Source organism: Rhizobium sp. UFLA01-1127 (assembly GCF_059803845.1).
Genome location: NZ_JAUQTZ010000037.1, coordinates 45,233 through 51,373 on the forward strand (window position 1 = coordinate 45,233; position 6,141 = coordinate 51,373).

Sequence of the window (6,141 nt, forward strand, 5' to 3'; positions counted from 1 at the left end):
CGTTTTTGGCCGGCTTTTAGCGATCACTTTTTCCGAATGCGGCTTCGAGCATGATGCCGAAAAGTGTCGGGAATTTCGGACGACATCATGCTCTACTTCTTTGATGGTAGAGCGGATCGAGATTTTAGGTCGATGCGACCTAAAATCATCCGGCTCTACAGATTGCGGCCGATGTTGAGGAATTTCTGGCGGCGGTCGCTGCGCAATTGTTCGCCCGAACGGCTGGAAAGTTCAGCCAGCGCGTTCGCAATCGTTTCGCCGGCCGTGCTTATCACTGCGTTCGGATCGCGGTGTGCCCCGCCGAGAGGCTCGGGGATGATGCCGTCGATCACGCCGAGGCCTTTCAGATCGTCGGCCGTTATCTTCATGTTGGTTGCGGCTTCCTTGGCCCGCGTTGAATCGCGCCAAAGGATCGAGGCCGCACCTTCGGGCGAAATCACGCTGTAGATCGAATGTTCGAGCATATAGACGCGGTTGCCGACGGCAATCGCGATGGCGCCGCCGGAGCCGCCTTCGCCGATGACGATGGAGACGATCGGCACTTTCACGCCGAGACACATTTCGGTGGAACGGGCGATTGCCTCTGCCTGGCCGCGCTCTTCCGCGCCGACGCCGGGATAGGCGCCGGCCGTGTCGACCAGCGTGATGACCGGAAGCTGGAAGCGGTCGGCCATTTCGAGGATGCGGATCGCCTTGCGATAGCCTTCCGGCCGGGCGCTGCCGAAATTGTGCTTCAGGCGGCTCTTGGTGTCGTTGCCTTTTTCCTGGCCGATGAGGGCGACCGGCTGGCCGCGGAAGCGGGCAAAGCCTGCCTGGATGGCGGCGTCTTCGGAGAACTGGCGGTCGCCGGCGAGCGGCGTGAATTCGGTGAAGAGCGCATTGGCATAATCGACGAAATGCGGGCGCTGTGGGTGGCGCGCGACCTGCGTCTTCTGCCAGGCATTGAGCTTGGAATAGATGTCGACCATCGCCTCGCGGACGCGGATTTCAAGCCGGCCGACTTCGTCCGATGTGTCGATGCTTTCGTCTTCGCTCGCCAGCTTCTTGAGCTCGTGAATCTTGCCTTCGAGATCCGAGATGGGTTTTTCGAAGTCCAGATAATTGTGCATGAGGTGCGTTTCCGATCCTTTTGCCCGTGACGAGAGACGGCAGCTTTAGCCAGTATGCCGGTCCTAATCCTGTTTTTTTGCCTGTTTGGCAAGGGGGTGATGCGTCTGGACCAGCTGATGAAGGCGTTCTTCCAGCACATGTGTATAAATTTGCGTGGTCGAAATGTCGGAATGCCCGAGAAGTTCTTGCACCACGCGAAGGTCCGCGCCATTGGCGAGAAGATGGCTTGCGAAGGCATGGCGCATCACATGCGGCGAGATCATCGAAGGCGTCAGGCCGGCCCGGATGGCAAGGTCCTTGAGATCGCGCGCGAAGACTTGACGCGGCAGGTAGCCTTGCTTGGAAGCGGCGGGAAAAAGCCATGGGCTTTCCGATGCGGACTGTTTGGTGTTGGCTGCAATCGCGGCCTGCAGCCGCCCATAGGCTTTCAGGGCCGAAATGGCCGTTTGGGATAGCGGCACCAGCCGCTCCTTGTTGCCCTTGCCGCGGATCATCAGAAAGCGGCCTTCCTGATCCAGCACCTTCGCCGGCAGAGAAACGAGCTCGCTTACGCGCATGCCGGTGGCATAGAGCATTTCCAGAAGCACCAGCATACGCAGGCGCTGCAGCCGGTCAGGTCCTTCGATCGCCGCTTCCTGCTCCGCCTGGGTCAGAAGCTTCGTCACCTCCTCGACGCCCATCGTCTTCGGAAGCGCGCGGCCTTTCTTGGGGGCATCGAGAATTCCGGTGGGGTCGTCCGTGCGCAAACCTTCGGCATAGAGGAATTTGTAGAACTGCCGCATGGCGGAGAGGCGGCGGGCCTGGGAGGACGGCTTGAAGCCCTGGCTCGACAGGCTGGCGAGATAGGCGCCAAGATCGCCGGGGCCGGCCTCCGTCAGGCGGACACCCTGCCCGGACAGGAAGGAATGGAGATCGTCGAGATCGCGCTCGTAGGATTGCAGCGTGTTGATGGCCGCACCCCGCTCGGCGCTCATCATCTCCAGAAAGGCTTCCAGATGCGCGCGCCCCAGATCCCTCTTGCCGGCTCGTACGTTCTCGGCTTGCACGCTCATGGTTTCAACGAGCCCGTTGTCGGCGGGTTGAGGCGCTCGGGCGGAATGCGGATCGTCACGTCGCGCGGCTGGGGATCGACGAAGAGCACGAGCGCCCACATCGCTCCATATATCGATCCCGCGATGACCGCGCAGATGACAAGGAAGCGAAACAGGGTTGGCATTCGAAAACTCTCCTTCTCCCGCTCATTGGCGCCGCGATGCGCGATAATTATGCCCTTCAAGGGTTAGCTGAAGGATATTGCAGACATGTTTACGACAGCGGCGTCTTGACGCTACCGGTGCATTTGACGATACCGTTTCCAAAGAAATTGTGAATGGGCCGATGAGTGAACAAGTTCTGACCCTTGACGAAAGCCTCAAAGACAGGGCGCGCGCTGCGCTGGGTCAGCGCAACCTCGTCTTCGTCGGATTGATGGGAGCAGGAAAATCCTCGATCGGCCGTCCCGTAGCGCAGCAGCTCGGCCTTCCCTTCGTCGATACGGATATCGAGATCGAGCGCGTGTCGCGCATGACGATCGCCGAACTGTTTGCCGCTTACGGCGAGCAGGAGTTCCGGGCGCTGGAAACTCGCGTCATCAAGCGGCTCCTAAAGGGTGGCCCGCGTGTGATCTCGACGGGCGGCGGCGCCTTCATCAACGAAAGCACGCGGCTGCATGTCAAGCGCGGCAGCCTTTCCGTCTGGCTGAAGGCCGACCTCGACGTGCTGTGGGATCGGGTGAACAAGCGCGATACGCGCCCTCTGCTCAAGACCGAGAATCCGAAACAGACCCTCGAGAACCTGATGAACGCGCGCTATCCGATCTATGCGGAAGCCGATATCACGGTTCTCTCCCGCGACGTAAGCAAGGATGTCATGGTCAATGAAGTCCTTGCCGCCATCGCCGAGAGAAAGAAAGCAGAAAGCAAAATACCATGAATGCGATCACACCGGCTTCCGCAGAGCGTCTCGTGCGCGTGCCTCTTGGCGAGCGCGCCTATGACATCCTAATCGGCCCCGGTCTGATCGCGCGTGCAGGCCAAGAGATCGCGGCGCGGCTGAAAGGGCGCAAGGCCGCTGTTATCACCGATGAAAACGTCGCGCCGCTTTATCTCGACGCATTGGTCGCCAGCCTCGAGGCTTCCGGCATCCAGGCAGCCAGCCTCGTGCTGCCGGCCGGCGAGAAAACCAAGAGCTTCGAGCATCTCATGACGGTTTGCGATGCGATACTGACCGCGCGCGTGGAGCGCAATGATGCAGTGATCGCGCTCGGCGGCGGCGTCATCGGCGATCTCTCCGGCTTTGCCGCCGGCATCGTGCGCCGCGGCGTTCGTTTCGTTCAAGTGCCGACATCGCTGCTGTCGCAGGTGGATTCGTCCGTCGGCGGCAAGACCGGCATCAACACCCATCACGGCAAGAACCTCGTCGGCGTCTTCCACCAGCCCGATCTCGTGCTTGCCGATACCGATGTGCTGAATACGCTGAGCGAGCGCGAATTCCGCGCCGGCTATGCCGAAGTCGCCAAATACGGTCTGATCGACAAGCCGGATTTCTTTGCCTGGCTTGAGGCCAACTGGAGGCAAGTCTTTTCGGGTGGTGCGGCCCGCATCGAGGCAATTGCCGCGAGCTGTCAGGCAAAGTCCGATGTCGTCGTTGCCGACGAGCGTGAAAACGGACCGCGCGCCCTGCTCAATCTTGGCCATACTTTCGGCCATGCTCTGGAAGCCGCAACCGCCTATGACAGCCGCCGGCTGGTGCATGGCGAGGGCGTCGCGATCGGCATGGTGCTGGCGCACGAGTTTTCCGCACGCCTCAATCTCGCGAGCCCTGACGATGCGAAGCGCGTCGAGGCCCATCTGAAGACCGTCGGCCTTCCGACCCGGATGGGTGACATCCCCGGCGAACTGCCGCCTGCCGAAACGCTGATGGATGCGATCGCACAGGACAAGAAAGTCAAGAGCGGCAAGCTCACCTTCATTCTTACCCATGGCATCGGCCAGTCCTTCGTTGCGGATGATGTGCCGTCGTCCGAAGTCTTGAGTTTCCTAAAAGAAAAGCATCCCTGATGACCGTCGAGGGCACGCTGGCTGTATTGTTGGAATATTGGCCCGAGATCGTCTCGATCGTCGTGCTCGTGCTGCTGTCGGCCTTCTTCTCCGGATCGGAAACGGCATTGACCGCCGTCTCCCGGACTCGGATCCACACGCTGGAGGCCAATGGCGATGAGAGCGCTGGCATCGTGCGCCGTCTCATCGAGCGCCGCGACCGTCTGATCGGCACCTTGCTCATCGGCAACAATCTCGCGAACATTCTGGCCTCTTCGCTGGCGACCAGCGTCTTCCTTGGCCTGTTCGGCAATTCCGGCGTCGCATTGGCGACGGCCGCGATGACCGTTATCCTCGTCATCTTCGCCGAGGTGCTGCCGAAGAGCTGGGCAATTTCGACGCCAGATCGCTTCGCGCTCAATGTGGCCGGCACGGTGCGGCTGTTTGTCGCCGTCGTCGGTCCGGTATCGAGCTTCGTCAACGCCATCGTCCGCTGGATACTCGGTCTGTTCGGCATCAACCTCTCCCGGGAGGTCTCGATGCTGTCGGCACACGAGGAGTTGCGCGGCGCCGTGGACCTGCTTCACCGCGAAGGGTCCGTGGTCAAGGCCGACCGCGACCGTCTGGGCGGTGTGCTCGATCTGGGCGAACTGGAATTGTCCGACATCATGGTGCACCGCACGGCGATGCGCGCCATCAATGCCGACGATCCGCCCGAGGTGGTGGTGCGGGCGATCCTCGACAGCCCGTATACGCGCATGCCGCTCTGGCGCGGCACGATCGACAACATCATCGGCGTCGTCCATGCCAAGGACCTGCTGCGGGCGCTGGCGGAACGCAATGTCGAGCCGGAAAATCTCGACATCGTCAAGATCGCGCAGAAACCCTGGTTCGTGCCCGACAGCACCAATCTCGAAGACCAGCTCAACGCCTTCCTGCGCCGCAAGCAGCATTTTGCCGTCGTCGTCGACGAGTATGGCGAGGTGCAGGGCATCGTCACCCTGGAAGACATTCTGGAGGAGATCGTCGGCGATATCGCCGACGAGCACGACATCGATATCCAGGGCGTGCGGCAAGAGGCCGACGGCTCGATCGTCGTCGACGGCGTCGTGCCGATTCGCGACCTGAACCGTGCGCTCGATTGGGATCTGCCCGACGAAGAGGCAACGACGATCGCCGGCCTCGTCATTCACGAATCGATGACCATTCCGGAAGAGCGGCAGGCCTTCACCTTCTACGGCAAGCGCTTCATCGTCATGAAGCGGGAAAAGAACCGCATCACAAAGCTGCGCATTCGCCCCGCCGAGACGGAAGAGGTAAAGCCGTCCTAAGACGCGATTGGTGCGGTTACCAGCGTACCATTTCGCCGGGGGCGGCGGGTTCCACGGCCAGCGCGTGCAGGCCGGCGTCCAGTTCCGGCTTCAAAAGCTCATTGATTGCCCTATGGCGCGCAAGGCGCGGCATGCCCGAAAACTTGGCGGAAACGATGCGAATTCTTATATGGGTTTCGCCGGTTCCGGTCATGCCGGGCTGGTGGCCGGCATGAAGATGGCTTTCATTGATGACGGCAAGGCGCTCGGGCGCAAATGCATCAACAAGTTTCCGTTCAATGCGGGATTGCAGTGTCGTTTCCATATTCCCGCTTCGACCTCGCTCACGAAAAAGGCTCCCACAAAGCCTGTAACATTCCTGTTTGTCAATTCTTGTTGTGGGGTATCCAAGGCCCCATAATTAGGACGCCATGAGACTTGATTCAAAATATTTCGATCGTATCCGCACCCGCCGCAAGCGCGCGCAGGAGCCTGAGCAAGGCCCGCCGACATGCCAGTGGGACGGCTGCGACAAGCACGGTACGCATCGCGCCCCCGTCGGGCGCAATGCGGAAGGGCAGTTCTTTTTGTTCTGCTTCGAGCATGTCAAGGAATACAACAAGGGCTACAATTATTTCTCCGGC

Annotated in this window: 7 protein-coding genes and 1 pseudogene; 4 read left to right on the forward strand and 4 right to left on the reverse strand. The window is 60.7% G+C overall.

The features are described from left to right. Nucleotides 1-155: 155 nt before the first annotated feature. From Q4Q11_RS11985 to Q4Q11_RS11995, 3 genes are all read right to left on the reverse strand, one after another. Nucleotides 156-1,109 (reverse strand): acetyl-CoA carboxylase carboxyltransferase subunit alpha, encoded by a 954-nt coding sequence (locus Q4Q11_RS11985; RefSeq protein WP_112504372.1) that lies wholly within the window; start codon nucleotides 1,107-1,109, stop codon nucleotides 156-158. Between the two features lie 63 nt (nucleotides 1,110-1,172). Further along, a complete protein-coding gene (gene xerD / locus Q4Q11_RS11990; RefSeq protein ID WP_498569609.1) occupies nucleotides 1,173-2,162 on the reverse strand; it encodes a site-specific tyrosine recombinase XerD in 990 nt (329 codons plus the stop codon). Beyond that, nucleotides 2,159-2,326, reverse strand: a complete 168-nt coding sequence (locus Q4Q11_RS11995; protein WP_162943920.1) for a hypothetical protein — start codon at nucleotides 2,324-2,326, stop codon at nucleotides 2,159-2,161. Before Q4Q11_RS11995 ends, xerD begins: the two co-directional genes overlap by 4 nt. Nucleotides 2,327-2,487: 161 nt before the next feature. Here Q4Q11_RS11995 and Q4Q11_RS12000 point away from each other — a divergent pair, with 161 nt between their 5' ends. The 3 genes from Q4Q11_RS12000 to Q4Q11_RS12010 are packed head-to-tail and all read left to right on the forward strand — an operon-like array spanning nucleotide 2,488 to nucleotide 5,518. Next, nucleotides 2,488-3,081: a shikimate kinase gene (locus Q4Q11_RS12000; protein ID WP_112504368.1), complete on the forward strand. Its 594-nt coding sequence runs from the start codon at nucleotides 2,488-2,490 to the stop codon at nucleotides 3,079-3,081. Next, nucleotides 3,078-4,208 (forward strand): 3-dehydroquinate synthase, encoded by a 1,131-nt coding sequence (gene aroB / locus Q4Q11_RS12005; protein WP_112504366.1) that lies wholly within the window; start codon nucleotides 3,078-3,080, stop codon nucleotides 4,206-4,208. Before Q4Q11_RS12000 ends, aroB begins: the two co-directional genes overlap by 4 nt. Further along, a complete protein-coding gene (locus Q4Q11_RS12010) occupies nucleotides 4,208-5,518 on the forward strand; it encodes an HlyC/CorC family transporter (RefSeq protein ID WP_112504364.1) in 1,311 nt (436 codons plus the stop codon). The genes aroB and Q4Q11_RS12010 overlap by 1 nt, the downstream gene beginning before the upstream one ends. Nucleotides 5,519-5,534: 16 nt before the next feature. On the opposite strand, the gene Q4Q11_RS12015 is transcribed toward Q4Q11_RS12010, so the two are convergent. Then, nucleotides 5,535-5,822 (reverse strand): BolA family protein, encoded by a 288-nt coding sequence (locus Q4Q11_RS12015; RefSeq protein ID WP_113215336.1) that lies wholly within the window; start codon nucleotides 5,820-5,822, stop codon nucleotides 5,535-5,537. Nucleotides 5,823-5,928: 106 nt separating this feature from the next. On the opposite strand from Q4Q11_RS12015, the pseudogene Q4Q11_RS12020 reads away from it, so the two are divergent. Next, nucleotides 5,929-6,141, forward strand: a pseudogene (locus Q4Q11_RS12020) (molecular chaperone DnaJ); the annotation flags it as partial.

Excerpts from the sequence above, each read along its gene's own strand:
- Q4Q11_RS11985 (WP_112504372.1), bottom strand. The coding sequence starts at position 1,109 with ATGCACAATTATCTGGACTTCGAAAAACCCATCTCGGATCTCGAAGGC.
- xerD (WP_498569609.1), bottom strand. The coding sequence starts at position 2,162 with ATGAGCGTGCAAGCCGAGAACGTACGAGCCGGCAAGAGGGATCTGGGG.
- Q4Q11_RS11995 (WP_162943920.1), bottom strand. The coding sequence starts at position 2,326 with ATGCCAACCCTGTTTCGCTTCCTTGTCATCTGCGCGGTCATCGCGGGA.
- Q4Q11_RS12000 (WP_112504368.1), top strand. The coding sequence starts at position 2,488 with ATGAGTGAACAAGTTCTGACCCTTGACGAAAGCCTCAAAGACAGGGCG.
- aroB (WP_112504366.1), top strand. The coding sequence starts at position 3,078 with ATGAATGCGATCACACCGGCTTCCGCAGAGCGTCTCGTGCGCGTGCCT.
- Q4Q11_RS12010 (WP_112504364.1), top strand. The coding sequence starts at position 4,208 with ATGACCGTCGAGGGCACGCTGGCTGTATTGTTGGAATATTGGCCCGAG.
- Q4Q11_RS12015 (WP_113215336.1), bottom strand. The coding sequence starts at position 5,822 with ATGGAAACGACACTGCAATCCCGCATTGAACGGAAACTTGTTGATGCA.